This window comes from Falsiroseomonas sp. CW058 (genome assembly GCF_050563535.1).
Lineage (GTDB): Bacteria > Pseudomonadota > Alphaproteobacteria > Acetobacterales > Acetobacteraceae > Falsiroseomonas.
The window spans coordinates 109,868-136,164 of sequence record NZ_JBNXUO010000001.1 but is presented as its reverse complement, the minus strand read 5'-3'; the positions used below and the strand labels follow the sequence as shown (position 1 = coordinate 136,164).

Annotated in this window: 23 protein-coding genes; 14 read left to right on the top strand and 9 right to left on the bottom strand. The window is 73.9% G+C overall.

Going from position 1 to position 26,297, the window contains the following annotated elements; all coding sequences use genetic code 11:
• Positions 1–13 precede the first annotated feature (13 nt).
• The 7 genes from ACK8OX_RS00640 (at position 14) to ACK8OX_RS00610 (ending at position 8,026) form a co-directional block, all read left to right on the top strand.
• Positions 14–571 (top strand): SixA phosphatase family protein, encoded by a 558-nt coding sequence (locus ACK8OX_RS00640; RefSeq protein ID WP_430661974.1) that lies wholly within the window; start codon positions 14–16, stop codon positions 569–571.
• On the top strand, positions 568–2,058 hold the full coding sequence (locus ACK8OX_RS00635; RefSeq protein WP_430661973.1) for a CHAD domain-containing protein: 1,491 nt from the start codon (positions 568–570) through the stop codon (positions 2,056–2,058). Before ACK8OX_RS00640 ends, ACK8OX_RS00635 begins: the two co-directional genes overlap by 4 nt.
• A gap of 96 nt (positions 2,059–2,154) precedes the next feature.
• Complete coding sequence (locus ACK8OX_RS00630; RefSeq protein WP_430661972.1) at positions 2,155–2,718, top strand: thermonuclease family protein; 564 nt, start codon at positions 2,155–2,157, stop codon at positions 2,716–2,718.
• Positions 2,719–2,864: 146 nt separating this feature from the next.
• Entirely contained in the window at positions 2,865–4,172 is a 1,308-nt protein-coding gene (gene gltA, locus ACK8OX_RS00625; protein WP_430661971.1) for a citrate synthase, read from the top strand.
• Between the two features lie 470 nt (positions 4,173–4,642).
• Positions 4,643–5,149, top strand: a complete 507-nt coding sequence (locus ACK8OX_RS00620; protein ID WP_430661970.1) for a hypothetical protein — start codon at positions 4,643–4,645, stop codon at positions 5,147–5,149.
• 187 nt (positions 5,150–5,336) lie between these two features.
• Positions 5,337–6,323 (top strand): ABC transporter substrate-binding protein, encoded by a 987-nt coding sequence (locus tag ACK8OX_RS00615; RefSeq protein ID WP_430661969.1) that lies wholly within the window; start codon positions 5,337–5,339, stop codon positions 6,321–6,323.
• Positions 6,324–6,370: 47 nt separating this feature from the next.
• Entirely contained in the window at positions 6,371–8,026 is a 1,656-nt protein-coding gene (locus ACK8OX_RS00610; RefSeq protein ID WP_430661968.1) for an ABC transporter permease, read from the top strand.
• A gap of 24 nt (positions 8,027–8,050) precedes the next feature.
• Here the strand turns inward: ACK8OX_RS00610 and ACK8OX_RS00605 are convergent, their stop codons facing one another.
• The gene (locus tag ACK8OX_RS00605) at positions 8,051–8,881 is read right to left on the bottom strand and encodes a sulfite exporter TauE/SafE family protein (protein WP_430661967.1); all 831 of its coding nucleotides are present in this window, start codon (positions 8,879–8,881) and stop codon (positions 8,051–8,053) included.
• 142 nt (positions 8,882–9,023) lie between these two features.
• On the opposite strand from ACK8OX_RS00605, the gene ACK8OX_RS00600 reads away from it, so the two are divergent.
• Complete coding sequence (locus ACK8OX_RS00600; protein ID WP_430661966.1) at positions 9,024–9,788, top strand: sulfite exporter TauE/SafE family protein; 765 nt, start codon at positions 9,024–9,026, stop codon at positions 9,786–9,788.
• Entirely contained in the window at positions 9,785–10,486 is a 702-nt protein-coding gene (locus ACK8OX_RS00595) for an aspartate/glutamate racemase family protein (RefSeq protein WP_430661965.1), read from the top strand. The genes ACK8OX_RS00600 and ACK8OX_RS00595 overlap by 4 nt, the downstream gene beginning before the upstream one ends.
• A gap of 16 nt (positions 10,487–10,502) precedes the next feature.
• On the opposite strand, the gene ACK8OX_RS00590 is transcribed toward ACK8OX_RS00595, so the two are convergent.
• The gene (locus tag ACK8OX_RS00590) at positions 10,503–11,237 is read right to left on the bottom strand and encodes a response regulator transcription factor (RefSeq protein WP_430661964.1); all 735 of its coding nucleotides are present in this window, start codon (positions 11,235–11,237) and stop codon (positions 10,503–10,505) included.
• 154 nt (positions 11,238–11,391) lie between these two features.
• Here ACK8OX_RS00590 and ACK8OX_RS00585 point away from each other — a divergent pair, with 154 nt between their 5' ends.
• Positions 11,392–13,362, top strand: coding sequence for an ATP-binding protein (locus ACK8OX_RS00585; protein WP_430661963.1), 1,971 nt, complete (start codon positions 11,392–11,394; stop codon positions 13,360–13,362).
• Positions 13,363–13,388: 26 nt separating this feature from the next.
• Here the strand turns inward: ACK8OX_RS00585 and ACK8OX_RS00580 are convergent, their stop codons facing one another.
• Positions 13,389–14,276 carry a shikimate dehydrogenase gene (locus ACK8OX_RS00580; RefSeq protein WP_430661962.1) on the bottom strand — a complete coding sequence of 296 codons (888 nt, stop codon included), beginning with the start codon at positions 14,274–14,276 and terminating at the stop codon, positions 13,389–13,391.
• A gap of 136 nt (positions 14,277–14,412) precedes the next feature.
• On the opposite strand from ACK8OX_RS00580, the gene pcaH reads away from it, so the two are divergent.
• The 3 genes from pcaH to ACK8OX_RS00565 are packed head-to-tail and all read left to right on the top strand — an operon-like array spanning position 14,413 to position 17,658.
• Positions 14,413–15,138 (top strand): protocatechuate 3,4-dioxygenase subunit beta, encoded by a 726-nt coding sequence (gene pcaH, locus ACK8OX_RS00575; RefSeq protein WP_430661961.1) that lies wholly within the window; start codon positions 14,413–14,415, stop codon positions 15,136–15,138.
• Between the two features lie 4 nt (positions 15,139–15,142).
• Positions 15,143–15,778 carry a protocatechuate 3,4-dioxygenase subunit alpha gene (gene pcaG, locus ACK8OX_RS00570; RefSeq protein WP_430661960.1) on the top strand — a complete coding sequence of 212 codons (636 nt, stop codon included), beginning with the start codon at positions 15,143–15,145 and terminating at the stop codon, positions 15,776–15,778.
• An 11-nt stretch (positions 15,779–15,789) separates the two neighbouring features.
• Entirely contained in the window at positions 15,790–17,658 is a 1,869-nt protein-coding gene (locus ACK8OX_RS00565) for a bifunctional sugar phosphate isomerase/epimerase/4-hydroxyphenylpyruvate dioxygenase family protein (protein WP_430661959.1), read from the top strand.
• Between the two features lie 19 nt (positions 17,659–17,677).
• Here ACK8OX_RS00565 and ACK8OX_RS00560 read toward each other — a convergent pair whose 3' ends face one another.
• The gene (locus ACK8OX_RS00560; RefSeq protein ID WP_430661958.1) at positions 17,678–18,052 is read right to left on the bottom strand and encodes an ArsC family reductase; all 375 of its coding nucleotides are present in this window, start codon (positions 18,050–18,052) and stop codon (positions 17,678–17,680) included.
• Entirely contained in the window at positions 18,052–19,656 is a 1,605-nt protein-coding gene (guaA, locus tag ACK8OX_RS00555) for a glutamine-hydrolyzing GMP synthase (protein WP_430661957.1), read from the bottom strand. The genes ACK8OX_RS00560 and guaA overlap by 1 nt, the downstream gene beginning before the upstream one ends.
• A gap of 168 nt (positions 19,657–19,824) precedes the next feature.
• On the opposite strand from guaA, the gene ACK8OX_RS00550 reads away from it, so the two are divergent.
• The gene (locus ACK8OX_RS00550; RefSeq protein WP_430661956.1) at positions 19,825–21,861 is read left to right on the top strand and encodes a C1 family peptidase; all 2,037 of its coding nucleotides are present in this window, start codon (positions 19,825–19,827) and stop codon (positions 21,859–21,861) included.
• A 7-nt stretch (positions 21,862–21,868) separates the two neighbouring features.
• Here the strand turns inward: ACK8OX_RS00550 and ACK8OX_RS00545 are convergent, their stop codons facing one another.
• The 4 genes from ACK8OX_RS00545 to guaB form a co-directional block, all read right to left on the bottom strand.
• Positions 21,869–22,447 (bottom strand): N-acetyltransferase family protein, encoded by a 579-nt coding sequence (locus ACK8OX_RS00545; RefSeq protein WP_430661955.1) that lies wholly within the window; start codon positions 22,445–22,447, stop codon positions 21,869–21,871.
• Positions 22,448–22,526: 79 nt separating this feature from the next.
• Positions 22,527–23,834, bottom strand: a complete 1,308-nt coding sequence (locus tag ACK8OX_RS00540) for an RsmB/NOP family class I SAM-dependent RNA methyltransferase (RefSeq protein WP_430661954.1) — start codon at positions 23,832–23,834, stop codon at positions 22,527–22,529.
• Positions 23,831–24,517 (bottom strand): haloacid dehalogenase type II, encoded by a 687-nt coding sequence (locus ACK8OX_RS00535; RefSeq protein ID WP_430661953.1) that lies wholly within the window; start codon positions 24,515–24,517, stop codon positions 23,831–23,833. Before ACK8OX_RS00535 ends, ACK8OX_RS00540 begins: the two co-directional genes overlap by 4 nt.
• Before the next feature lie 91 nt (positions 24,518–24,608).
• Positions 24,609–26,117, bottom strand: coding sequence for an IMP dehydrogenase (guaB, locus tag ACK8OX_RS00530; RefSeq protein WP_430661952.1), 1,509 nt, complete (start codon positions 26,115–26,117; stop codon positions 24,609–24,611).
• Between the last annotated feature and the right edge of the window lie 180 nt (positions 26,118–26,297).

The window sequence follows — 26,297 nt, the reverse complement described above, 5'->3', positions numbered from 1 at the left end:
AGCTCCCGCCACCATGCGTCAATTGCTGCTGCTGCGGCACGCCAAGTCCTCCTGGGACGATCCGCGCCTGTCCGACCACGCCCGCCCGCTGAACGCGCGCGGCCGCCGCGCCGCCGCGGGGATGGCGGCGGCGATGCGCGACCTCGGCCTCGCGCCCGACCTCGTGCTGGTCTCCTCCGCGCGGCGCACGCTGCAGACGCTGGAGGCGCTGGCGCCGCTCGACGGCTCGCCGCTGGTGGAGCCGATGGACGACCTCTACCTCGCGCCCTGGCCGCGGCTGCTCGACGTGCTGCGCGGCGTGCGGGAGACGGTGCGGAGCGTGCTGCTGATCGGCCACAATCCCGGCCTGCACGAACTGGCCATGGCGCTGCCCGGCCCGGCCGCGATGGGCGCGGGCACGCCGGCCGCGCGGCGGCTGGCCGAGGGCTACCCGACCGCGAGCCTCAGCGAATTCGCCATCGCCCTGCCCTGGCACCTGCTGGAGCCCGGCAATGCGCGCCTGCTGCGCTTCCTGACGCCGTCCGAACTGCCGGGCGCCGAGCCCGGCGACACGGTGGAGACGATGGCGTGAGCGACGCGCCCGCCGAGCCGTCCTGCCACCTCGTCGCCGCCCCTGACCCGGCCCTGGCCGAACGCCTGCTCCGCGCCGCCCCCTTCGCCGCCCGGCGCGCGGGGCGGACCAGGGGCGGCGCGGTGGCGCTGACCTGGCTCGACACCGCCGGCGGCGCGCTGGCGGCCGGGGGGCTGGCGCTGGAACAGGGGCGCCGCGGGAGCCTGCGGCTGCTGCGCGCGCTGCCGGAGGCGGATGCCGGCTGGCGCCCGGGCGCGCCGGATCCCCTTGTCGCGCTGCTGGCGCCGGGCGAGGCGCCGGAGGAAGCGGGCGGCGCGCCGCTGGTCCCGCTCGCCGCCTTCGAGGGCCGGCGCAGCTGCGTGTCGCTGGCCGGCGGGGTGGAGGCGGTGCTGCTGTCCGGGCGGCTGCGCGCCGTGGCGGCGGAGGCGCCGGTGGCGCGGCTCACCCTGTCCGGCCCGCGGGGGGCGGTGCTGGAGGTCATGGCGGCGGCCGCGGCCGAGATGCCGCTGCTGCCTGCGCGGGTCGCGCTGGCCGAGGAGGCGCGGGCGCTGGCGCTGGGCGAGCCGCCGCGGCCGCGCCGGGCCGGCGCGCCGCGGCTCGACCCCGATCTCGGCGTCGAGGCCGCGCTGGTCCTTGCGCTCGGCCACCTGGCCGAGGTGCTGCTGTGGCACGCGCCGGTGGCCGAGGCGGGGCAGGACCCGACCGGGGTGCACCAGATGCGCGTGGCGCTCCGGCGTCTGCGGTCGCTGCTGCGCGCCTTCCGCCCGGCGGCGGACGGGCCGGCGCTGCGGCGCTGCGACGGGGCGCTGAAGGGGCTGGCGGCGGTGCTGGGCCCGGCGCGCGACTGGGATGTGTGGATCGGCGGGCTCGGCGCCGACATCGCCGCGGCGCTGCCGGAGGAGAGGCGGATCGCCGCGCTGCTGCGCGCCGCGCGGGACCGGCGCGAGGCGGCGTATGGCGCGTTGCGCGCGACGCTGCGCGGGGCGGAATTCCGCGCCCTCGCCTGGGATCTCGTCGCGCTGGCCGAGACGCGGCCCTGGCGCATGGAGGATGACCCGAAGGCGGCCGGGACGCGCGACCTGCCGCTGCCGGACTTCGCCGCGGGCGTGCTGGCCCGGCGCTGGAAGCGACTGGCGGAGGCGGGGACGCGGATCGACGCCCTGCCGGATGCCGAATTCCACGCCCTGCGGCTGGACGGGAAGCGGATGCGCTACGTGGCGGAGTTGTTCGCCCCGCTCTGGGGGCGCAGGAAGGGACGCCGCTTCCTCAAGCGCCTGGCCGCGGTGCAGGAGGAGTTCGGGCTGGCGAACGACACCGCGGTGGCGCGCGGCCTGGTCGGCCCGCTTGCGGGCGGCGGGGCGGGCACCGCCTGGGCGGTCGGCGTGGCGGAGGGCTGGGCGCTGGCGCGGGCGCGCCATGCGCGGGGCCGCGCGGCTTCGGCCTGGGCCGAGCTGATGGACGCGGACCCCTTCTGGGAAGCCGGCTGAACGGTTCCCATCCCGCGTCGGATTCAAGACAAATGAATGGGTTGCGGCCGGACTGGGCGCTGCGGTAGGGGTTGGCCCCAGTCTGGTGAACCACCCGTGTCTCGACGCCGTCGCATCTTCCGCCCCGCCGCTTCCCCCCGCCGCTGGCGTAGCGCCCTGGTCGCGCTGGCCGGGGTGCTGATGGTCGCGGGCCTGTCCGGACTGGGCGTGCCGACCGACCTCATGGGCTCGGCCCCGCGGGACCAGGACTGGTCGGCCCTGGCGGCCGAGGTGCGGGTGGTGGATGGCGACACGCTGCGCCTGGGCGACCGCACGCTGCGCCTCGCCGCGATCGACGCGCCGGAACGGGGGCAGGCCTGCACCGATGCGGCCGGGCGCTGGTTCGACTGCGGCGCGGCGGCGGCCGAGGCGCTGTCCCGCCTGGTCAATGGCCGGTCGGTTGTGTGCCGCGTCCGCGGGCGGGACCGCTTCGGGCGGGGGCTCGGCAGCTGCAACGCGGGCGGGGTGGAGCTGAATGCCGGCCTCGTCGCCTCGGGCTGGGCGCTGGCCTATGCCGAGGATGCGGAGATGACCGTGCTGGAGGCGCAGGCCCGGCAGGCGGGTCGCGGGCTCTGGGCCGGCGGCTTCACCCGTCCGGAGGAATGGCGCCGCCGCAACTGAGCGGTCCCCTCCCCCGCACGCGAATATGCTGGCCCGGCGCTCCGGGGGACTGATTGCCAAGCCGGCGCAGGCGCTTCTATCTTGCGCCGCACCATAACGGTGCCGCGAGCAGCATGCGGCGCCAGCCCCCCGCGAGGATCCAGGACATGGCCACCACGCCCAACGGCTCCGTCACCTTCACGCTCGACGGCAGCAACCGCAGCACCCGCCTTCCGGTGCTGAAGGGTTCGATCGGCCCCGACGTGGTGGACATCCGCAAGCTCTACGCGGATCTCGGCGTCTTCACCTTCGACCCCGGCTATGGCGAGACGGCGAGCTGCGAGAGCCAGATCACCTACATCGACGGCGACGAGGGCGTGCTGCTGTACCGCGGCTACCCGATCGAGCAGCTGGCCGAGAATTCCGACTTCATCGAGGTCTGCTATCTGCTGATGAACGGCGACCTGCCGACGCCCGCGCAGCTTGCCGACTTCCGCAGGGGCGTGACGCGCCACACGATGGTGCATGAGCAGATCCGCCGCTTCTTCGACGGCTTCCGCCGCGACGCGCACCCGATGGCGGTGATGTGCGGCGTGGTCGGCGCGCTCGCCGCCTTCTACCACGACAACCTCGACATCAACGACCCGGAGCAGCGGCGCATCGCCGCCTTCCGGCTGATCGCGAAGGTGCCGACCATCGCGGCGATGGCCTACAAGTATGCGCTGGGCCAGCCCTTCGTCTATCCGCGCAACGACCTGAGCTACGCGGCGAACTTCCTCTACATGCTGAACGCCGTCCCGGCCGAGCCCTACGAGGTCTCGCCGGTGCTGGCCAAGGCGATGGATCGTATCCTGGTCCTGCATGCGGACCACGAGCAGAACGCCTCCACCTCCACCGTGCGGCTCGCGGGTTCGACCGGCGCCAACCCCTTCGCCTGCATCGCGGCGGGCATCGCGGCGCTGTGGGGCCCGGCGCATGGCGGCGCGAACGAGGCGGTGCTGAAGATGCTGGCCGAGATCGGCCATGTCGACAACATCCCCTCCTTCATCGAGAAGGTGAAGGACAAGAACTCCGGCGTGAAGCTGATGGGCTTCGGCCATCGCGTGTACAAGAACTTCGACCCGCGCGCGAAGATCATGCAGCAGTCCTGCCACGAGGTGCTCGGCGAACTCGGCATCAAGGACGAACCGCTGCTGGACCTGGCGATGGCGCTGGAAAAGGTGGCGCTGGAAGACGACTACTTCGTCAGCCGCAAGCTGTATCCGAACGTCGATTTCTACTCGGGCATCATCCTCAAGGCGATGGGCATCCCGACGAGCATGTTCACGGTGATCTTCGCCGTGGCGCGCACCGTCGGCTGGGTGTCGCAGTGGAAGGAGATGATCGAGGACCCGGCCCAGCGCATCGGCCGTCCGCGCCAGATCTACACCGGCCCGGCCCGCCGCGACTACGTGGCGGTCGACCGGCGCGGCTGAGACGACCGAGGGGACGCAGGTCCCCTTCCATCCACGGACAGCAAGCCCCGCCCGGGATGCCAGGCGGGGCTTTCGCTTGCGTGCCGTCTCAAGGCGGCCGGGCAGCATCCTGACTTCCCAGGAATACTCCTGCCAGGATCGCCGGTACCGGCATCCCTAAGGAACGTGCAGTCCTTCGCTGACGGCCAATCCAGGAATAAGTACTTATCAGGAACATTCAACCTCAACGTGCAAAAACAGCCTGCATGCGCCGATTGTGCCTTGATTCGGAAAGGGAATGGCCGTGATTATCAACAATAAGTTGATATCGCCTGGAGAACACAAAACCCATGAGAGAGTGGCGTCGCGCCCCTTCGAAGGTCAGGGCTGACGACATCGTCCGCATGCGCCTGCGCCGTTGGCCGCAGCACCCGCCCGGCTCGCGGCCCAGCGCGAAGCAACCGGGCACCTGGCTGCGCGGGCGGCCGGACATGTCGCCTGTCGGCCAGCCCTTCCTGAAGCTGCCCGGCACCAACACCTACCGCACCATCCCGGACGGGCTCTGGCTGCATTTCAGCCCGGATCCGGCCGACCGGTGGGCGGACATCCTCTGCATCGAGGCCTGCAGTTCCATCTCCAACCTGCAGGACAAGCGCGCGCGCTTCGCCCCGTCCACCACCTCCCTCCTCGTGGTCTGCCCGGTCGCATGGCTGATGGAGCCGGTCGAGCCGGGCCAGACCATCGCCCGCTGGCAGCTGATCCGCCTGCTGCGCGAAGCACCGGTGGAGCCGCTGGTCCTGCCGGTGCGCGACATGCGCGTGCTGTATGGCCTGAAGTCGCGCATCTATGACGGCTTCCTGAAGACGCAGATGCCCCAGCCGCACGAGTATTTCTGTCCGATGGAGGTGCTGACCGACGAATACGGGCATGAGGACCCGGCGCTGACCGCCCTCATCTCCCGCGCCAGCGCCACATCCAATTTCATGACGCAGCCCTGACCGGGCGGGATTGCCACGCGAAGGTCACGCAGCCCCCCTCCCCGGCTCCGCCCGGGGCCGCTACAGCGTGCCCCGGTTTCCTGGATGACGTCGCGGCAGCCCATCGGGCGGCCGATCCACCGCCGGGGCGGGTCCGCCTTCGCGGACCGGGCGCTGGACGGGCCGCGGCAGGACGGAGGGGTGGCGGATGCGGCGGCGCGATCTTGGCCTGGGGCTGGCAGGGCTGGCGGCATGGCCGCGGCACGCCCGCGCGCAGCAGCCTTCCGGCCCGCTGGTGCTCTACACCTCCCAGCTGGAGCCGGACGCGGCGCAGACGGTGGACGCCTTCCGCCGCCGCCACCCGGCCGTGGCGGTGGAGTGGATCCGCGGCGGCACCGGCCAGATCATGACCCGCCTGCGCGCCGAGATCGCCGCCGGCGCCCCACGCCCCGACCTGCTGCTGCTGGCGGACAGCCTGACCTTCGAGGCGCTGAAGGCCGAGGGCCGCCTGCGCCCGAGCCCCGAACTGGCCACCGGCGGCATCCCCGCCGAGCATATCGACCCCGGGCGCACCTATTTCGGCACCAAGCTGATCACCACCGGCATCCTGCACCACGCCCGCGCGCCCTTCGTGCCGCGGCGGTGGGAGGACCTGCTGCAGCCGCGCGCGCGCAACCAGGTGGCCATGCCCTCGCCCGCCGTCTCCGGCGCGGCCGCCGTCCACCTGCTGGCGCTGGCGCAGAACCCGGCGCTCGGCTGGGGCTATGTCGAACGCCTGGTCGCCCATGGCGTGCAGGCGCGCGGCGGCAACGGGCCGGTGATCCAGGCGGTGGCGGGGGCGGAGCGCGCCTTCGGCATCGCCATCGACTACCTGCCGATCCGGGAAGCCCGGGCCGGCGCGCCGCTGCGCTTCGTCTTCCCCGAGGACGGGGTCAGCGCCATCACCGAACCCGCGGCCATCCTCTCCACCGCGCGCAACGTCCCCGCCGCGCTGGCCTTCCTGGGCTTCCTGCTGTCGCGTGAGGGGCAGGAACTGGCATCCCGCCAGGGCTTCCTCCCCGCCGACCCAGAGGTTGCACCCCCGCCCGGCTTCCCCGACCCGCGCGGCATCCGCACCATGCCGTTCGACGCCGCCCGCGCCGCGCGCGAGCAGGAGGAGACGCTGCGGCGCTTCGCGGCGCTGTCCGGGGGGTGATGCGCCGGGACCGGCCCCGGCCCGCCGGCGCGGCGGGAAGCGGGGCGATGCGCGCGGCCCGCCGCGCAGGCGCCGCCTGGGGGCTGCCGGCGGCGGCGGCGGGCTGGCTGATCCTCATCGGCGCGGTGCCGCTGCTCCGCCTGCTGGCCGAGGCGCTGGGCGGGCCGGCGCTCGGCGCCATGCTCGCCGAAGCGGCGGTGTGGCGCGCGGCGCTGAACTCGCTGCTCGTCTCGCTCGGCGCGGCGGGGCTGGCGACGGTGATCGGCGCGGCGCTGGCCTGGGCGCTGCTGCTGCGCGAGGTTCCGGGACGCCCCGTGCTGGTCTTCTGCGCGGTGCTGCCGGCACTGGTGCCGGCGCAGGTCATGGCGCTGGGCTGGATCCAGGCGGGCGGCCCGGCCTCTCCCCTGCTGCTGGCGCTCGACCTGGCGCCGCCGATCGGCACGCCCAATCCGGTCCACGGCCCGGCGGGCATGGTGGTGCTGCTCGGCGTGCAGGGGGCGCCGCTGGTGATGCTGGCCGTCGCGGCGCTGCTGCGACGGGTCCCGGGCGAGGTGGTGCTGGCCGCCCGCGGGCTGGGCGCCGGGCCGGGGCAGGCGCTGCGCCGCGCGGTCTGGCCGCTGCTGGCACCGGGGCTGCTGGCGGGGGCGGGGCTCGCCTATGTCGCGGCGCTCGGCAATTTCGGCGTGGGCGCGCTGATCGGCATCCCGGCGCGGGTGCCGGTGCTGCCGGTGATGATCTGGCAGCGGCTGTCCTCCGGCGGGGCGGCATCGCTGGCGCAGGCGGCGTCGCTCGCCCTGCTGCTGGCGGCGATGGCGGCGCCCGCGCTGCTGGTCCAGGCCGGGGCGGCGCGGCGGGTACCGGCTTCGGGAAGGATGGGCTTCGCGCCGCTGCCGCTGGGGCGGGCGCGCAGCGGCGTGATTGCGGCGGTGCTGGCCTATCTGCTGGTGGTGCTCGGCCTGCCGCTGGCGGCGCTGGTGGCGGCGGCGCTGGTGCCGGCGCTCGGGGTGGAGCTGACGGCCGCGACGGCCACCACGCGGCACTTCGCCGCCGCGCTGGCGCCGGGGGCGAACACCGCCGCGGCCTTCGCGAATTCGCTGCTGCTGTCGCTCGGCGCGGCGGTGCTGCTGGCGGCGACGGCGCTGCCGGTGGCACTGGCGATGCGCGCGCGGGCGGTGCGCGCGGCGGGGGCCGCGGCGGACCTGCCCTATGCGCTGCCTGGCGCCTGCACGGGGGTGGCGGCGATCCTGGTGGTGCTGACGCTGCCGGGCGGGGGCGCGCTGTACGGCACGCTCGGCCTGATCCTGTTCGCCTATCTCACCCGCTTCCAGGCGCTGGCGTTGCGTCCGGCGGCGGCGGCGGCGGCGCGGCTCGACCCGCTGCTCGACGATGCGGCGCGCGGGATGGGGGCGGGGGCGTGGCGGCGCATCCTGCGCGTCCACCTGCCGCCGATGGCCCCGGCCCTCGCTGCGGGCGGCATCCTGGTGGCGATCACCGCGGTGAACGAGGTGACCGTCTCCTCCCTGCTCTACGGGCCGGGGACGCAGACGCTCGGCGTGCTGGTCTTCGGTCTTCAGGAAAGCGGCCAGTCGCCGCTCGCCGCCGCGGTGTCCTGCCTGGCGCTCGGCCTGATGGCGGCGCTGATGGCGGCGGCGACGCTGGCGGCGCGGCGGCTGCCGGCGGGCACCCTGCCCTGGCGGCCGTGATCCGCCCGCCAGGGCCCGCCGGCCTCAGGCCAGCAGGCTGTAGAACATCCGGAGCGCGGTGACCGCCAGGAAGGCGGCGAAGGCGCGCTTCAGCAGAAGCGGCGGGATGCTGTGCGCCAGCTTCACGCCCCAGGGCGCCGCCAGCATCGAGGTCGGCACGATCAGCGCGAAGCCGATCAGGTTGACGTAGCCGAGGCTGGCCGGCGGCAGCAGCGGATTGCCCAATCCCGCCCAGACGAAGCCGATGGTCGCCGGCACCGCGATGATGATGCCGAAGGCGCTGGCGGTGGCGACCGCGCCGCGGATCGGCGCGCCGAACATCGACAGGATCGGCACCCCCACCGTGCCGCCGCCGATGCCCATCATGGCGCTGACCGTGCCGATGAAGCCGCCGATGCCGTGCCGCGGCGCGCCGGAGGGGAAGCTCTCCCGCAGGCGCCATTCCACCCCCGTCAGGCCCATGTTCAGCGCGACCGCAACGGCGACCAGCGCGAAGACCAGCGTCAGCGCCCCGCCCTTCAGCCAGATCGCCAGCAGGGTGCCGAGCAGCACGCCCACCGCGATGGAAGGCGCAAGGCTGCGCAGCAGCGCGACATCCATCGTGCCCTTGGCGAAGTGCTTCCGCGCGGACTGGATGGAGGTCGGGATGATGGTGGCCAGGCTGGTCCCGACCGCGAGCTTCATCTGCACCGCCTCCGCGATGCCGAACAGCGGGAAGACGTTGAACAGCACCGGCACGATGACGATGCCGCCCCCGACGCCGAGCAGCCCCGCGAGCGTGCCCGACACCAGGCCAGTGACCGCCATCGCCGCGGCGAGGCCGGCGAGCCAGATCGGGTCTTGCATGAAGTCCATCGGAATCGGTCCCGCGGAAAAGGTCAGCGGGCGCGACATAAGGCCTCGGGGGGCCTGCGTCACCCGCATGTCGGGACAGGCAGCCATGCATCGCCGCCTGAATCGGCTGCCGCCCGGCGGGGCCCGGGGCTAGGCTGCGCGCATGCCCATCATCACGGACCCGCTCTTCTGGGCGCTCGCCATCCCCGCCTTCCTCGTCTCCGGCATCAGCAAGGGCGGCTTCGCGTCGGGCGGGGGCAACCTGGCGGTGCCGCTGATGGCGCTGGCCATCCCCGCGCCGCAGGCGGCCGGCATCGCGCTGCCGGTGCTCTGCGCCATGGACATCGCCGGCCTGCGGGCCTGGTGGGGGCGGTGGAGCCGGCGGGAATTGCTCGCCGTGCTGCCGGGCGGCCTGGCGGGCATCGCGCTCGGCACCGCCGCCTTCGGGACGATGGGCGACCGGGCGGTGAAGCTGATGGTCGGGGCCATCGCGCTGGTCTTCCTGGCGCGCAGCCTGTGGCAGGCGCGGCCGGGGCGCGCGGCGCCACCCGCCTCGGCGCCGAACCGGGCGAAGGGGGGCTTCTGGGGCGCGGTGTCGGGCTTCACCTCCACCATCGCGCATGCCGGAGGGCCGCCGCTGGCGGTCTATCTCTATCCGCTGCGGCTCGACCGCGGGGCGCTGGCGGCGACCACGGTCGTGTTCTTCGGCGTGATGAACTACGTCAAGCTCGTGCCCTACTACTTCCTCGGGCAGCTTTCCGCGGGCAACCTGCTGACCAGCCTGCTGCTGCTGCCGCTGGCGCCGGTCGGCGTGCGGCTCGGCGTCTGGCTGGCGGGGCGGATGAGCGACGTGGTCTTCTACAGGATCATCTACGTCATGCTGGGCATGAGCGGCACGAAGCTGGTGTGGGACGGGCTGGGCCTATGACACGCATCCTCGGCGTCCTCGGCGGCATGGGGCCGCTGGCCTCCGCGCAGTTCATGCTGCGCCTGACGCTGCTGACGCCGGCGGCGCGCGACCAGGACCATGTCCCCTCCGTGCTGTGGTCCGACCCGCGCGTGCCGGACCGCACGGCGGCCCGCCTGGGCGGCGGGGAGGACCCGCTGCCCGCGCTGCTGCGTGGCCTGCGCGGGCTGGAGGGGGCGGGCTGCGGCGCCGTCGCCATCCCCTGCAACACCGCCCATGGCTGGTTCGACGCGATGCAGGCGGCGACGACGCTGCCGATCCTGCACATCGTCGACGCGGCGGAGGCGGAGCTGCGGCGGCTTGGCGTCGCGCCAGGTCCGATCGGGGTGATGGGCACGGAGGGCACGCTGGCGATGCGGCTCTACCAGGACCGTCTGGAGCCGCGGGGCTGGCGCTGCCTCGTCCCCTCGCCCGAGGAGATGCGGCGCCTCGTCTCCCCCGCCATCGCCGAGGTGAAGGCGAACCGCGTCGCCGAGGCCCATCGCCCGCTGGCCGAGGCGGCGCGCGTGCTGGTGGCTCGCGGAGCGCGCGCGGTGGTGCTGGGCTGCACGGAGATCCCGCTCGGCATCGCCGCCGGCCCCGCCCTGCCCTTCCCGGTCTGCGACACGATCGACGCGCTCGCGCGCACGGCCATCGCCTGGGCCGCGCAGCGGCATTGACCGGGCGGGCCGGGGTTCAGCCCGCCTCGGGGTCGAACAGGTAGCCGACGCCGCGCACGGTGCGGATCGCCATCGGCCGGCCCGGGACCCGCTCCACCTTCCGCCGCAGGCGCATGATGCGGAGGTCGATCGCGCGGTCGAAGGCCTCCGGCTCCTCCTCGCCCGAGATGCGCTCGAGCAGCCAGTCGCGGTGCAGGGCGCGGCCCGGATGTTCGACGAGGAGGCGGAGGAGGCTGAACTCGCCGTCGGTGAGCCGGTCCTCGCGCCCTTCGGCGGTGACCAGGATGCCGGATTTCAGGTGCAGCACCGCGCCGCCGATGCGGACGGCGCCCGGCGGCAGCGGACCGGGGGCGGCCGGGCCATGAGCGGGGGTGGCGGCACGGCGCATCACCGCCCGCAGCCGCGCCAACAGCTCGCGCGGTTCGAAGGGCTTGGTGATGTAGTCGTCGGCGCCGGATTCCAGGCCGGCGACGCGGTCCACCAGCTCTCCCGCCGCGGTCAGCATGATGATGCCCACCGTCGGCGACTGCGCGCGCAGCCAGCGCGCCAGCGCGACGCCATCCTCGGCCCCCGGCAGCCCGACATCGAGCAACGCGGCGTCGGGCAGGCCGGACCGCAGCGCGGCGCGGAAGGCGGCGCCGTCGCCCACGCCGTCCACCGCGAAGCCCTGGCCCGAGAGATAGGCGCAGACAGCCTCCCGCTGGAACGGATCGTCCTCCACCACGAGCAGCGCGGTCGTCCCGCCAGCCATCGGACCCCCCGGAGCGGCGGCGCAGAGTGCAACCCGCGCCGGGCCGCGCCAAGGGGATTCCCGTGCGCCGGGGCGGACGGCCGATGAAACAGGCGAAACGCTCCGGCGCGGTGCCCCCGCTGCGGGATGGCGCGAAAGCGGCCATGCTGCGCCGATGCACCCCCTTCTCCACCCCGTGCCGACGCCGGAGGAGACCGCCCGGCTGCAGGCGCAGGCCTTCCTCCATCTCGGGGAGCCCCTCGCCCTGTTCGCCGCCGACGGGCGGCTCGCCTCGGCCAACCCGCAGATGCGCGAGCTGCTGCCGGAAGGGGATGCGGCGCTGCGGCCGGGCGCGACGCTCAGCGGGGTGCTGGCCGCCATCGGCCGGCACGCCGCCCACCTCAACCCTGCCGTCGCGGCGCCCGGGGACCCTGCCACCTGGCTGCCCGGGGCGGGCGGGGAGGAGCGCGCGACCGACTGGCTCACCCCCGGGGGCCGCCGCTTCCGCATCCTTCTCCGCCGCCTGCCGGACGGGGTGATGCTGGCGGCCACCGCGATCGCCGCGCCGGCGCCGCAGGGGGAGGCGCCCGGGGCCGACCGCGCGCGTCGGGACGCCCAGCTTGCCGCCGCGCGCGACGCGGCTGAAGCGGCGAACCGCGCGAAATCCGCCTTCCTCGCCGCCATGTCGCACGAGATCCGCACGCCGATGAACGGCGTGCTCGGCATGATCGAGGTGCTGGAACGCACGCCGCCCGGCGAGGGCCAGGCGCGCTGCATCGCGGTGATGCGGGAGAGCGCGGGTGCGCTGCTGCGGATCATCGACGACCTTCTCGACTTCTCGAAGATCGAGGCGGGGCGGATGGAGCTGGAGAGCCTGCCCTTCTCGCTCCGTGGCCTGGTGGGGGGCGCGGTGGACACGCTGGCGGTGCAGGCGCGGAACAAGGGCCTGCACATCTTCGCCGACCCGCCCGGCACGGGGCCGGACATGGTGGCGGGCGACCCGGTGCGGGTGCGGCAGATCCTGTTCAACCTGGTCGGCAACGCCATCAAGTTCACCGAACGCGGCTTCGTTCGCGTGCAGTCCGGGACGCGGCTGGCGGGCGGCAGCGTCGAGGTGGCGCTGCAGGTCGAGGACAGCGGCGTCGGCATGACGCCCGACCAGATGGCGCGCCTGTTCGAACCCTTCGCGCAGGCCGACAGCTCCACTACCCGCCGCTACGGCGGCACCGGGCTCGGCCTGTCGATCGTGCGGCGGCTGGCGCGGATGATGGGCGGCGACGTGACGGTGGAGAGCACGCCCGGGCGCGGCAGCCGCTTCGCGGTCACGCTCCGGCTCGACCCGGCGGACCCTTTCGCGGCGACCGAGTCGGCGGCGGCTGCCGCGCCGATGGCGCCGGACGGCGCGGGGACGGCGCCGCGGCTGCTGGTGGTGGACGACCACCCGGTGAACCGCGAGGTGCTGGGCCGTCAGCTGGAACTGCTGGGCTGCATCGCCGACATGGCCGAGGACGGGGCGCGCGCGCTGGAACTTTGGCGGGCCCGGCGGCACCGGGTCGCGCTGGTGGACCTGCACATGCCGGTGATGGACGGGCTCGACCTCGCCCGCGCGATCCGGCGGGAGGAGGCGGCGGACCCCGCGCTCGGCCGCACCGCGCTGGTCGCGGTGACGGCGAATGCGCTGAAGGGGGAGGACGAGCGCTGCTTCGCCGCCGGCATGGACAGCTTCCTGCCGAAGCCGCTGGCGATGGAGGCGCTGGCCCGCGCGCTGGGCCGGTTCCTGCCGCAGGCGTCGCGCCCGGCGCAGCCGCCACCCGCCCTGCTGTGGGACCCGGAGGCGCTGCGCGGGCTTTTCGGCTCCGACCCCGCCCGCCTTGCGGGGCTGATCGCGACCTTCCGCGAAGGGGTGCGGCGCGACCGCGACGCGGTGCTGGCGGCGCTGGCGGCGGGTGACCTGGCGACGGCGGCCGCGGCGGCGCACCGGCTGAAGGGCGCGGCCCGCATGGCCGGGGCGCGCCCGCTGGCCGACCTGATGGCCGAGATCGAGAGCGCGGCGCAGGGGGGCGAGGCGGCCGCCGCCCAGCGCGCCGCGGCCGCCCTGCCGGCGCTCAGCGCCGGCACGCTCGCCGCGATCGAGGCGGGCGGCTGACGCGGGCGCGCCGGCGCGCCGTCGCGCTACATCGACGCGAAGTGGCGCAGCATCCGCTCATGGTCGGGCGTGATGCCGGTGAACAGGCGGAAGGCCTCCACCGCCTGGAACACCGCCATGCCGCCGCCGTCGAGCGTGCGGCAGCCGATGCGGCGCGCGGCGCGCAGCAATTCGGTCTCGAGCGGGAAGTAGATGATCTCGGACACCCAGATGCCGGGGCGGAGCAAGGTGACCGGCAGAGGCGTGCCGGGGTATTTCGCCATGCCGACCGGCGTGCAGTTGATCAGCCCGTCGGCGCGCGCCATCGCGGCATCGAGGTCCATCCCCGCCTCGGCCCGGCCCGCGCCGAAGCGGGCGCCAAGGTCGGCGGCCAGCGCCGCGGCGCGCGCCGCGTCGGTGTCGAACACGGTCAGGCAGCCGGCGCCGAGGGTGAGCGCCGCATGCGCCACCGCCGCCCCCGCCCCGCCCGCGCCGAGTTGCACGACGCGGCCCATCGGCACGCCAGGCAGGCCGCGCCGGAAACCCTCGGCATAGCCCCACCAGTCGGTGTTGTGGCCGATGCGCCGGCCATCCTTCAGGACCACGGTGTTCACCGCGCCGAGCGCGCGCGCATCCTCCGACAGATCGTCGAGCAGCGGCAGGACGGCCTGCTTGCAGGGATGGGTGATGTTGAGCCCGGCGAAGCCCAGCCGCTGCGCCGCGACCAGCAGTTCCTCCAGCGCCTCCACCCCGAGGCCGAGCGCGGCGAGGTCGATCAGCCGGTAGGTGCTGCGAAGCCGCTGCGCCGCGCCTTCGCGCTCATGCAGGGCGGGGCTGCGGGACGCGCCGATGCCGGTGCCGATCAGGCCGCAGAGCACGGCGGGCCAGGTGCTGGGGTCGTGGTCGGGGGTGGCGTGCGGGGTGACGCTCGGCATTGGCGGGTCCTCCTCCCGCGCGGGGGCGGGCTGGCTTGCCGGCGGCTATGGACTATTTGGTTAATTAGTGTCAAGCTGCCACGGCGGAGCACGGCAGGGCCGCGGCGCCGGAATGCCCTACGGAGGAAGGACGACCATGATCCCCGATGGCGAGTTCATCCAGCGCGACCGGGGGCAGCACCCCCCCGCCGTCACGCCCATCTACAAGACCAGCGTCTTCCGCGGCCCGACGCGGCCGCTGTGGTCGCTGCAGAACAGCCTTTCGGAGGTGACCGGCCCCGTCTTCGGCCAGGGTGACCTCGGCCCGCTCGACAACGACCTCCTCCGCAACTACGCGAAGGACGGCGAGGCGATCGGGGAACGCATCATCGTCCATGGCCGCGTGCTGGACGGCAATGCGCGCCCGGTCGCGGGCACGCTGGTGGAATTCTGGCAAGCCAACGCCTCCGGCCGCTACCGGCACCGCAACGACACCTACCTTGGCGCCATCGACCCGAATTTCGGCGGCTGCGGCCGCTGCCTGACGGATGCCGAGGGGCGCTACTTCTTCCGCACGGTGAAGCCCGGCCCCTACCCGTTCCGCAACCGCGTGAACGACTGGCGCCCGGCGCATATCCACTTCTCCGTCTTCGGCAGCGGCTTCGCGCAGCGGCTGATCACCCAGATGTATTTCGAGGGCGACCCGCTGATCCGCCACGATGCCATCATCAACACCATCCCCGACGCCGCCGCGCGCGAGAGGCTGGTGGCGCGGCTCGACCTCGACGCCTCGGTGCCGCTCGACACGCTCGCCTATCGCTGGGACATCGTGCTGCGCGGCACGCGCTCCACGCTGTTCGAGAACAAGCTGCAGGGGAACTGAGCCGATGATCGCCCCGAACGAGCTGGGCTACCTGCCCGAGACGCCGTCGCAGACCGCCGGCCCCTACGTGCATATCGGCCTGATCCCCCGACAGGCCGGCTTCGACATCTTCGACAACAACCTGGGCGAGGCGCCGGTCGGCCCCGCCACGAAGGGCGAACGCATCCGCATCGAGGGCCGCATCCTCGACGGTTCCGGCACGCTGGTGCGCGACGCGCTGGTCGAGATCTGGCAGGCCGACAGCTTCGGCCGCTACCCCCACCCGGCCGACCGCCAGCCGGGCCCGCGCGACGAGGGGTTCCGCGGCTGGGCTCGCACGGGGACGGATTTCGAGACGGGGCTGTGGTCCTTCGAGACGATCAGGCCCGGCCGCGTCGCCGGCCGCCACGGCCACCGGCGGATGGCGCCGCATGTGAACCTCTGGATCGTCGCGCGCGGGCTCAACATCGGGCTCTCCACCCGGCTCTACTTCGAGGACGAGGAGGCCGCGAACGCCGAGGACCCGGTGCTGCGCATGATCGAGCCGCCGGCGCGGCGCCGGACGCTGGTCGCGCGGCGCGAGATGCGCGGGGACGTGCCGGCCTACGTCCTCGACATTCACCTGCAGGGCGAGAACGAGACCGTGTTCTTCGACGTCTGACGGAGGGGTTGATGACTGCGTCGAAGCGCCTGCCGAAGTCCATCGCCACCGTCTGCCTGTCCGGCCCGCTCGCCGACAAGCTGGAGGCCGCGGCCGCCGCGGGCTTCGACGGCGTCGAGATCTTCGAGAACGACCTGCTGACCTTCGACGGCACGCCGGCCGAGGTGCGGCGGATGTGCCGCGACCTCGGCCTCGCGATCACCATCTTCCAGCCCTTCCGCGACTTCGAGGCGATGCCGGAGCCGCAGCGGGCCCGCAACCTCGACCGCGCCGAGCGCAAGTTCGACACCATGGCCGCGCTCGGCACCGACCTGCTGCTGGTGTGCAGCTCGGTCCATGCGGCGGCCATCGACGACCCCGCCCGCGCGGCCGCCGACCTGCACGAGATGGCGGAACGCGCGGCGCAGCGCGGTCTTCGCGTCTGCTACGAGGCGCTGGCCTGGGGCCGCCATGTCAACCGCTGGCGCCAGGCCTGGGAGGTCGTGCGGCGGGCCGGCCACCCCGCGCTCGGCCTCTGCCTCGACAGCTTCCACACCCTCTCGCTCGGCGACGACCTCGCGGGGCTGGCGGCGGCGGTGCCGGGGGAGAAGCTGTTCTTCCTGCAACTGGCCGACGCGCCGCGCCTGTCAATGGACGTGCTGTCCTGGAGCCGCCATCACCGGCTGTTCCCCGGCCAGGGCGAGCTGACCGTGGCCCCCTTCCTGCGCGACGTGCTGGCGGCGGGCTATGCCGGCCCCGTCTCGCTCGAGGTCTTCAACGACGAGTTCCGCGCCGCGCCTTCCCGCCGCATCGCGCGCGACGGCCTGCGCAGCCTGACCTGGCTGGACGAGGCGGTGGGCGCGGCGTCGCTGCCGGCGCTGCCGAGGCTGTCGGGCATCGAGTTCGTGGAATTCGCGGTGGACCACGAGGCACGGGAGGAGCTCGGCCGCTTCCTCGGCACGCTCGGCTTCCGCCGTGCGGGGCCGCACCGGTCGAAGGACGTGGAGCTGTGGCGCAACGGCGGCGCCAACCTCGTGCTGAACGCCGAGCCCGACAGCGCGGCGTCCGAACGCTTCGAGCAGCTCGGTCCCTCGGTCTGCGCCATGGCGCTGCGCGTCGACGACCCCGAACGCCTGGTCGGCCGCGCGCAGGCGCTGTCCTATCCGGTCTGGCGCGAACGCACCGGCGAGGGCGAGCGGCGCATCCCCGCGGTCCGCGCGCCGGACGGCACGCTGGTCTACCTGGTGGAGGACCCCGCCGCCGGGGCCCGGCCGATCTGGGAGGACGACTTCCGCCTGGACGCGCCGCAGGAACAGGGCGGGCTGCTCGGCGTGGACCACGCGGCGCAGGCGGTGGTGCCGGGGATGCTGGACAGCTTCGTGCTGTTCTACCGCGCCCTGTTCGGGCTGGAGCCCGACGCGCTGTGGGAACTGCCCGACCCCTACGGGCTGGTGCGGTCGCGCGCCTTCATCGGCGGCGGGGGCAGCGTGCGCCTGCCGCTCAACGTGTCGGAGAGCGGGCGGACGGGCACGGGCCGCTTCGTCTCGGCGCTGGCCGGGGCGGGGGTGCACCACATCGCCTTCGCGACCGGCGACGCGGCGGCGGCGGTGGACCTGGCCGCCACGCGCGGTGCGCCGCTGCTCGACATTCCCGAGAACTACTACGAGGACCTCGGCGCCCGCTTCGGGCTGGAGGACGAGGAGCTGGGCGCGCTCGCCGAGCGCCACCTGCTTTATGACCGCGACGGGTCGGGCGGCGCCTTCCGCCACGCCTACACCCATGCCTTCCGCGACCGCTTCTTCCTGGAACTGGCGGAACGGCAGGGCGGCTATGGCGGCTTCGGCGCCGCCAACGCGTCCGTCCGCATGGCGGCACAGCGCCGGCAGGGCAGCGGCGGGTGATGCGCGCGGCGGCAGGCGGTCAGCGGGGGAAGGCGGCCTCGTAGGCGGCGGGGCTGAAGCCGACCAGCGTCCGCCCGCCGAGGTCGAGGACCGGGCGGCGGATCATCGCGGGCTCGGCCAGCATCAGCGCGACGGCCCGCGCCTCGTCCAGCGCCGCGCGCTCGGCCTCCGGCAGCCTGCGGAAGGTGGTGCCGGCGCGGTTCAGCACCGCCTGCCAGCCATGTTCCGCCACCCAGCCGCGCAGGCGCGCCTCCTCCACGCCGTCGGCCCGGTGGTCGTGGAAGCGGTGCGCCACGCCGCGCGCCTCCAGCCAGGTGCGGGCCTTCCTCATCGTGTCGCAGTTGCGGATGCCGTGGATCGTCACCGGCGCCGCGCCGACCGTCGCCCCGGGCATCACTCCCACTCGATCGTGCCGGGCGGCTTCGAGGTGATGTCGTAGGTCACGCGGTTGATGCCGCGGACCTCGTTGACGATGCGGTTGGCCACCCGGCTCAGGAACTCCATGCTGAACGGGTAGACATCCGCCGTCATGCCGTCCGTGCTGGTCACGGCGCGGAGTGCGCAGGCCTGGTCGTAGGTGCGGCCGTCGCCCATCACGCCCACGGTGCGGACCGGCAGCAGCACCGCGAAGGCCTGCCAGATCGCGTCGTAGAGGCCCGCCGTCCTGATCTCCTCCAGGTAGATCGTGTCCACCTTCCGCAGCAGGTCCGCCTTCTCCCGCGTGACCTCGCCGGGGATGCGGATGGCGAGGCCCGGGCCGGGGAAGGGATGGCGGCCGACGATCGCCTCGGGGATGCCGAGTTCCCGGCCCAGCGCCCGCACCTCGTCCTTGAACAGGTCGCGCAGCGGCTCCACCAGCTTCATCCGCATGCCCTCGGGCAGGCCGCCGACATTGTGGTGGGACTTGATGGTGACCGAAGGCCCACCGGTCGCCGACACGCTCTCGATCACGTCGGGATACAGCGTGCCCTGCGCGAGGAAGTCGGCGCCGCCGATCTTGTTCTGCTCCTCCTCGAAGACCTGGATGAACAGGCGGCCGATCGTCTTGCGCTTCACCTCGGGGTCGGTGACGCCGCTGAGCTGGCCGAGGAACAGGTCCGACGCGTCCCGGTGGACCAGGCGGATGTTGAAGCGGTCGCGGAAGGTGGCGACCACCTGCTCGCTCTCGTTGGCGCGCATCAGGCCGTGGTCGACATAGATGCAGGTCAGCTGGTCGCCGATCGCCTCGTGGATCAGCACGGCCGCGACCGAGGAGTCCACGCCGCCGGACAGGCCGCACACCACGCGGCCGGCACCCACCTGGGCGCGGATGCGCCCGATCATCTCCGCGCGGAAGGCGCCCATGGTCCAATCGCCGCGGCAGCCGCAGACCAGGTGGGTGAAGTTCCGCAGCAGCGCCGCGCCGTGCGGGGTGTGGACGACCTCCGGGTGGAACATGGTGCCGTAGTAGTGGCGCGCATCGTCGGCGATCAGCGCGAAGGGCGCGCCCTCGCTCGCCGCCACCACGCGGAAGCCGGGGGGCAGTTCGGTGATGCGGTCGCCATGCGACATCCACACCTGTTCGCGCGCGCCGCGCGCCCAGACCCCCTGGGTGATGGCGCAGTCGCCGGTCACGTCGATGAAGGCGCGGCCGAATTCCCGCGCATGCCCGCCTTCCACCGTTCCGCCGAGCTGGTGCGCCAGCACCTGCTGCCCGTAGCAGATGCCGAGCACCGGCAGGCCGGAGGCGAAGACGTGGTCCGGCGCGCGGGGGCTCTCGCCCTCCGTCACCGAAGCCGGGCCGCCCGACAGGATGATGCCCTTCGGGTCGAAGGCGCGGATGCGGGCCTCGGGCGCCGCGTTGTAGGGCCAGATCTCGCAATAGACCCCGGCTTCCCGCAGGCGGCGCGCGATGAGCTGCGTCACCTGGCTGCCGAAGTCGAGGATCAGGATGCGTTCGTGGCGGGGGGCGCCCTGGGCGGGTGCGGGGGCGGGGGCGGAGTCGGCGGGGCGCGTCATGGCGGGCTAGGACCACAAGCCGGGCGGAAGGGCAAGCAGCGCGTGGCCCGGCGGCCAAGGAACGCTTGCCGCCGCCCCGCCGCAGGCGGCAGACTCGGCGCGCCGGGCAAGCCCTGGCCGCCGCCATGCCCCGTCCCGGGGCGGCGCCGGTCGTTGCGGAGCTGCGCCATGGCCCCCTCCCCTTCCCGCCGCGCCTCCGGCCTTGCCGCCCGCGGCAGGCTCGACGCGATGCCGGACCGGATCGACGCGCGCGACTGGTTCTACCGCCCCGGCCTCGCCGCCCCGCCGGACATGCTGGTGAACCTCCACCGGGTGCCGAAGGTGCTGGACCAGGGGCAGGAAGGCGCCTGCACCGGCTTCGCGCTGGCCGCCGTCATCAACTTCCTGCTCGCGCGGCGGGCGGGCACGCTGCCCGCCGCGCGCCTGGTCAGCCCGCACATGCTCTACGAGATGGCGCGGCGCTACGACGAATGGCCGGGCGAGGCCTATGAAGGGTCCTCGGCCCGTGGCGCGATGAAGGGCTGGGTGCGGCACGGCGTCTGCCCCGACGGGAAGTGGCGCAGCGCCGGCGCCGGGATCGAGGGGCTGACGCGGGACCTGGCGGAGCTGGCCCGCACCGCGCCGGGCGGCGCCTTCTACCGCGTGGCGCATCGCGAGATCCGCGACATGCACGCGGCGCTGTGCGAGACCGGCATCCTCTACGCCACGCTGATGGTCCATGACGGCTGGGACGAGCCGGGGACGGTGCGCGACGGCCGCGGCCGGCTGGTGCGCGACGCCGAAGGCCGGCCGCGCCGCGCGGCGGTGACGCTGACGCATGAGGTGGAGGGCCGGCCGCGGCAGGTCCGCCTGCCGGTCATCTCGCGCTGGAACCGCGCGGAATCGGGCCATGCGGTCGCGTTGGTGGGCTACACGCGCGAAGGCTTCATCGTGCAGAATTCCTGGGGCGAGGACTGGGGCAACGGCGGCTTCGCGCTGCTGCCCTACGAGGACTTCATGCTGCACGCCACCGATGTCTGGGTCGCGCAGCTCGGCGTGCAGGTCTCGCTCGACCTCTGGGCGAAGGGGGAGGTGGGCGACACCGACAAGGGGCTTGCCCGCGCCGGGAAGGCCATCCCGCTCGAGGACATCCGCCCCTATGTCGTCGATGTCGGCAACAATGGGAAGCTGTCGGCCCATGGCGACTACTGGACGACCGAGGAGGAGGTGGAGCGCCTGTTCCACGACACCATCCCCAATGCCGCGAAGGACTGGGAGAAGCGGCGCGTGCTGCTCTACCTCCATGGCGGGCTGAACAGCGAGGCGGCGACGGCGCGGCGGGTGGTGGCGATGAAGCAGCCGCTGCTCGACAACGGCATCTACCCGCTGCACGTCATGTGGGAGAGCGGCGCGGCGGAGACGCTGCGGCACATCGTCGAGGACATCTTCACCGCCCGCGACGACCGCGCCGGCTGGCTCGGCCGCCTGCGCGAGGGTGCGCGGGAGGCGTGGGACCGCACGCTGGAGCTGACGGCGGCGCGCCCGGGTTCGCTGATGTGGGAGGAGATGAAGGAGAACGCCGCCCTCTCCTCCAGCCATCCCGCCGGCACCGGCGCGATGCAGGTCATCGCGAAGCATGTCGCCGCGGCGCTGGCCGCGACCAGGCCCGCCGAACGCGCGAAGTGGGAACTGCATGTCGTGGCGCACAGCGCGGGCGCGATCTACGCGGCGCATGCGCTCGGCCTCATCCTCGGCGCCGGGATCCCGCTGCGCTCGCTCCACCTGCTCGCGCCCGCGATCACGGTCGGGCTGTTCGAGGAGAAGATTCTGCCCCTCGTCGCCTCCGGCGCCTGCCCGATGCCGCACACCTACGTGCTGGGCGACGCGGCGGAACGGGACGACAGCGTCGGCATCTACCGCAAGTCGCTGCTCTACCTCGTCAGCAACGCCTTCGAACCGGCGCGCGGCACGCCGCTCCTCGGGATGGAACGCTTCGCGGCCGCGCTGGCGCCGGAGGTGGCGGCGCGGGTCCACCCGCAGTTGGTCGTGGCGGGCCGGGGCTCGCCCCTCCGCTCGGCGAGTTCGACGCATGGCGGCTTCGACAACGACCCGCGGACGATGAACGACGTGCTGGCCAACATCCTCGGCGCGCCGCCCGCGCGGCCCTTCGACCGCCGCGACCTCGACTACGACAGGTCCTGGTGGTCCGTGCTGCGGCCGCGTTGAGGGCGGGTCAGCCTTCCTTCACCGGCGCGGTGGCGGCCAGCAGCGTGTCGATCGGGTCCCACAGCACGGCCACCTGTTCCACCCCCTGTCCGGCCACGCGGATCGCCTCGTGCATCGCCGGGCGGCCGCCGAGGTGGCGGTAGAAGAAGCGGCTGGGGTTGTCCCGCAGCACCCAGGCCATGGCGGAGTTGCAGCCGATGGCGCGCAGATGCGCCGCCATGGCGCGCATCAGCCGGCGGCCCACCCCGCGTTCGCGGTAGTCGTCGAGGACGTAGAGCGTCTCGACCTCGCCCTCGCCGAGGCCGCGGCGGCGGTTGCGGCCGCCCGAGGCGAAGCCCACCACCCCCGCCTCGCCCCCCGGCGCGTCGCGCGGGTGGTCCTGCCCGGCGGCGGTGGCGACGAACACCGCATGGCCCTCGCGCCGGTCGAGGATCGCGCGCTGGTAGAAGGCGGCGAGCCGGGCCTCGGACAGGTTCGCCAGGTAGCGGTCGTCAAGGATGCCGGCATAGGCGCTGCGCCAGGCGGCCACGTGCACCGCCGCGATGGCGGGCGCGTCGCCAGGCCGGGCGCGACGGATGGAGATCATCGGGGCGGGCGCGCGGCCGGCGGCGGCCGGACCCTGCCGCACCGGCACGGCCGTGCGGGGGGGCGCGGCACGGCCATGCTCATGCCCCGCGTTCCAGCACGGCGGCGAAGAAGCCGTCCGTGTCGTGCCGGCCGGGCGAGAGGCTGAGATGCGGCCCTTCCCCCGGCGCCGGCGTGCCGGGGACGAGCGCGGACCAGAGCGCCGGGACCGGCAGCTCCCGAAAATCGGGATGGCGTCGCAGGAAGGCCTGCATCTGCATCTCGTCCTCCTCCGGCAGGAGCGAGCAGGTAGCGTAGACCAGACGCCCGCCCGGGCGCACCAGTTCCGATGCCTGGTCGAGGATCGTCGCCTGCTTCGCCGTCAGCTCCGCCAGGTCCTGCGCGCCGGTGCGCACCCGCGCATCCGGGTTGCGCCGCCAGGTGCCCGTGCCGGTGCAGGGCGCATCGACCAGCACGCGGTCGAAGCTGCGGCCGCTGCGCTTGCGCCACTTGTCCCCCGCCGCCAGCAGGTGCGTCTCGGCATTGTGGACGCCGGCGCGCCGCAGCCGCCGCGTCGCCCCCTGCAGGCGCGAGGTGGAGACGTCGCAGGCGACGATGTGGCCGCGGTTCTGCATCGTCGCCGCGATGGCCAGCGTCTTGCCCGCGGCGCCCGCGCAATAATCCGCCACCCGCATCCCGGGCCGCGCATCGGTCAGCAGCGCGATCAGCTGGCTGCCCTCGTCCTGCACCTCGACCAGCCCGCCCACGAAGGCGGCGCTGGCCGCCACTGGCCGGCGGTCCGCGATGCGGAGGCCCCAGGGGGAGAAGCGGGTCGGCACGGCGACGATTCCCTCCGCCGCCAGCGCCGCGACCGCGGCCTCCCGCGTGGTGCGCAGCAGGTTGGCGCGCAGGTCGAGCGGCGCCACCCCCTCCATCGCCGCCGCCTCCGGCGCCAGCGCCTCGCCGAAACGGGCGGCGAAGCCGGGGAAGGCCCAGTCCGGCAGGTTCAGCCGGATCGGCTCCGGCATCGCCGGGTCCACCAGGGGGCGCCCGGCGAGCCGGGCGATGGCCGCGGCCTCCTCCACGCTCGGCGCGGCGGGGGCGAAGCGCTCGCCCGAGTAGTTCTGCGCCAGGCCCTGCGCGGTCCAGCCCTCGGTCAGCAGCAGGTGCGCGGCCATCAGCAGCCGCGGCGTCGGCCGCGCGCCGATCTCGGCGAGGTGCCAGCCGAGCCGCAGCCGCTGGCGTATGGCGCCCCAGGCGCGGTCCGAGACGTTCCGCCGATCCGACCCGCCGATGTAGCGGCGCGTGCGGAAGAAGTCGTTGGCGATGGCGTCTGCGGGACGACGGGGCTCGGCCTCGACGGCAGCGAGCAGGTCGATGGCGGCGGCGATGCGGGCGGAAGGGGTCATGTGCCCAGCAATGTAGGGAGTTCGGCGAGCGTTGCGATGCGCGCGGCCGCAACCCTGTCCAGCCAGTATTCGGTGGGTTGCGGCGCGCGGTTCAGCCAGTGGACGCGGAAGCCGAAGCGCGCGGCGCCATAGGCGTCCCACGCATTGCCCGACACGAAGGCGATCTCGTGCGGCTGGCAGGCGAAGCGGGCGGTGGCCAGCGCATAGACCGACCGGTGCGGCTTGTAGCGCCGCAGCGGGTGCACCGACAGCACGGCGTCCAGCAGCGGGGCGAGGCCGGCGGCGTCCACCGCTTCCTCCAGCATCGCGGGCTCCCCGTTCGACAGGATCGCGGTGGCGATGCCGGCGCGGCGCAGCGCGGTGAGCGCCGGCGCGGCGTCGCCGAAGGCGTCGAGCCGCCGGTAGGCCGCGAGCAGGTCCGCCCGCAGCGCGGCATCCGCGATGCCGTGCGCGGCCAGCGCGACGCCGAGCGCACGGTCGGTGACGGCGGCGAAATCCTCGTAGTCGCCGGCCGCAGACAGGATCCAGGAATATTCCAGCTGCTTCGCGCGCCACAGAGCCGAGACGGCGGCCGCCTGCGCCCCGAGCCGCGCCGCATGCCGCGCGACGGCGGCATGGACGTCGAGCAGCGTGCCATAGGCGTCGAAGACGCAGGCCCGCGGCGGGGCCGCGATGGGCGGCATGGGGTCTGGTCCTTCCTCGGCCGGCATGGTCGCCGGCCGCGCGCGGAAGGGCAAGCCGCATCGGCGGCCCGCCCGCCCGGCGGACGGCGCGCTACCCCTCGATGCGGTAGTTCGGCGCTTCCCGCGTCACCGCCACGTCGTGGACATGGCTTTCCCTCAGGCCGGCATTGGTGATGCGGCGGAAGCGGGCCCTGGTCTGGAGGTCCGGGATGGTGGCGCTGCCGGTGTAGCCCATGGCCGCCTTCAGCCCGCCCACCATCTGGTGGACCACGGCGCCGACCGGGCCCTTGTAGCCGACGCGGCCCTCGACCCCTTCCGGCACCAGCTTCAGCTTGTCCGACACCTCCGCCTGGAAGTAGCGGTCGGCCGAGCCGCGGGCCATGGCGCCGAGGCTGCCCATGCCGCGATACGACTTGTAGCTGCGCCCCTGGTAGAGGAAGACCTCGCCCGGCGCCTCGTCCGTGCCGGCGAAGACGCTGCCCATCATCACGCAATCCGCACCCGCCGCGATCGCCTTGGCGATGTCGCCCGAGGAACGGATGCCGCCATCGGCGATGGCGGGCACCCCCTTCTCGCGCGCGGCGGCGGCGCTTTCCATCACCGCCGTCAGCTGCGGCACGCCGACGCCGGCGACGATGCGGGTGGTGCAGATCGAACCGGGGCCGATGCCGATCTTCACCGCATCGGCCCCCGCCTCGATCAGCGCCAGCGCGCCTTCCGGCGTGGCGACGTTGCCGGCCACGATCTGCACGCTGTTGGACAGCTTCTTGATGCGCTCGATCGCGCGCAGCACGCCGCCGGAATGGCCATGCGCGGTGTCCACGACGATGACGTCCACCTCCGCCTCGACCAGCAGGGAGGCGCGGCGGAAGCCGTCCTCGCCGACGCCGGTGGCGGCGGCGACGCGCAGGCGCCCCATCGCGTCCTTCACCGCCGCAGGGTTGGCCTGCGCCTTGTCCATGTCCTTCACGGTGATCAGGCCGATGCAGCGATAGGCATCGTCCACCACCAGCAGCTTCTCGATCCGGTGCTTGTGCAGGAGGTTGCGCGCCTGGGCGGGCGTGACATCCGCCTTCACCGTCACCAGGTTCTCCCGCGTCATCAGTTCGTAGACGCGCAGGTTGGGGTCGGAGGCGAAGCGCACGTCGCGGTTGGTGATGATGCCGACCAGCCGGCCGCTGTCGCGTTCCACGACCGGGATGCCGCTGATGCGGTGGCTGTCCTGCAGCGCATGCACCTCGGCCAGGGTCTGGTCGGGATGGATGGTCAGCGGGTTCACCACCATCCCGCTCTCGAACTTCTTCACCCGCCGCACCTGGGCGGCCTGCTCCTCGGGCGAGAGGTTCTTGTGGACCACGCCGATGCCGCCGGCCTGCGCCATGGCGATCGCCATGTTGCCCTCCGTCACCGTGTCCATCGCGGCGGAGACGAGGGGGATGTTGAGCTGGATCTCCCGCGTGAGGCGGGTGCGGGTGTCCGTGTCGGCCGGCAGCACGGTGGAATAGGCCGGCACCAGCAGGACGTCGTCGAAGGCGAAGGCCTCCTCGAAGCGCGCGCGGACGGCGCTCGGCGTCTCGGACAGGGAATCGGGGGGCGCCATGGCGGGAACCTCGTGGGGGAACGCAACCTTGGCGGCCCCGCCTACACCCGAAGGGGGCGCGGCGTCCAGCGCGCCGCGTTGCGGGCGGATGAAGCTTCGGCATGGGTGCGGAAGGTGGCGGGCGCGGAATCACGGCCTCGTGGGGAAGACTCCCGCCCTGCCGGGCGTTAGGGGCGGCCC